This window comes from Herbaspirillum sp. B65 (assembly GCF_000333555.1).
GTDB classification, from domain to species: Bacteria; Pseudomonadota; Gammaproteobacteria; order Burkholderiales; family Burkholderiaceae_D; genus Herbaspirillum; species Herbaspirillum rubrisubalbicans.
In genome coordinates, this window is sequence record NZ_BADI01000036.1 from 1 (window position 1) to 1,368 (window position 1,368).

Here is a 1,368-nt window from a genome sequence, read left to right on the forward strand (position 1 = left end):
TTTCCTTGTTGTCCATAATGAGATTCTTTGGCTCTAAGGGCTTGAGCCAGCGCGTGTGTTGCGCGGGAGCAATGGGTTTTGACGCTACCTTCGGAGCAACCCATGGCGGCGGCTGTTTCCGCCACGTCCATGTCCTGCCAATAACGCATCAAGAATGCTTCCCGTTGACGCGTGGGGAGTTTTTGTATTTCGGCGTCGATCAGGTTCAAGGTCTGCTGGCGCTCGACCTTGTCGGCGCTGGACTCGGCCGCTTCCGAGCCGTCTTCTGACTCCAGGCTTTCGAGCAGGTCGAAATCCTCGCTGCCTTCGCCGTCGCCGCCATTGCCCCCAAAGCTGGAGAACAGGCTCACCCAGGTATTGCGCACCTTTTCGCGGCGGAAGAAATCGTGGATGGTGTTTTGCAGGATGCGCTGGAACAGCATCGGCAATTCATCCACCGGTTTGTCGCCGTATTTCTCGGCCAGCTTGATCATCGCATCCTGAACGATGTCCAACGCGGCTTCATCCTTGCGCACGGCATACACCGCCTGTTTGAAGGCGCGGCGTTCGACACTTTCAAGAAAATCGGAGAGTTCTTTGTCAGTTGCCATGCAATACGGTGTGCCGGATGGGTATGGGCGATCAAATCAGGTAAAAACCTGCATGTTGGTCAGCCGAGATGCGAAAAATGCAAGAAATCGTCAAAAAGCAGACCGAATGCTAGCAAAATTGGCTCTATTTGTCCTGAAGTTTATCCCGCGGCAGCACCAGAAACGCGAGTGTTGGCAACGATTTCACCGGAATTCGCTTGACCAAAATGATGCAACGCATTACTGTCCTGTTTCCCGCCTCCCACATCTGGGGCGTTTTTGTTCCTTGCCGGTGCTTCACATAAGGTCGTACCGGTTCGAGGAAACGCTTTATAGGTTTAAAGCTTGTTTGTTCTAACCCGTGCCACAAGCGCGAGGAATCTGTAGAAGTCGATCTTGATCCAAGGCTGAACGAGTCGCGTTGAGCGGCGTTTCGAACTCCACTACGGTTGGAGCGCAGAAACGGCGTGACCGCACAATAAAGGGATGCTGCCGGCAGGACGATGAATGCGATTCCGTCAGGAGAGAACATCCGATCAATTTCCAATGGACCTTGAAAGGAAGCAGCATGAATGCTGAGCATCTCAGCGGCGCGGATATACTTGTCCGTTGCCTGGCTGAAGAGGGTGTTGAACACGTCTTCGGCTATCCTGGTGGCGCCGTCCTCTACATCTACGACGCAATCTTCAAGCAAGACAAATTCCAGCACATCCTGGTTCGTCACGAACAGGCTGCCGTGCACGCTGCGGACGCGTATTCGCGTAGCTCGCAGAAGGTCGGCGTGGCCATCGTCACCTCC

Annotated in this window: 3 protein-coding genes; 1 reads left to right on the forward strand and 2 read right to left on the reverse strand. The window is 54.2% G+C overall.

Going from position 1 to position 1,368, the window contains the following annotated elements:
* Both I5W_RS00725 and I5W_RS30895 read right to left on the reverse strand, forming a co-directional pair.
* The coding region (locus I5W_RS00725; RefSeq protein ID WP_148289011.1) for an RNA polymerase sigma factor at positions 1-590 on the reverse strand (590 nt) is incomplete at its 3' end.
* Between the two features lie 124 nt (positions 591-714).
* The gene (locus I5W_RS30895) at positions 715-1,152 is read right to left on the reverse strand and encodes a hypothetical protein (RefSeq protein ID WP_148289012.1); all 438 of its coding nucleotides are present in this window, start codon (positions 1,150-1,152) and stop codon (positions 715-717) included.
* Between I5W_RS30895 and I5W_RS00730 the strand changes: the two genes are divergently transcribed.
* The coding region (locus I5W_RS00730; RefSeq protein ID WP_044527819.1) for a thiamine pyrophosphate-binding protein at positions 1,138-1,368 on the forward strand (231 nt) is incomplete at its 3' end. The two genes, I5W_RS30895 and I5W_RS00730, sit on opposite strands and share 15 nt — an antisense overlap.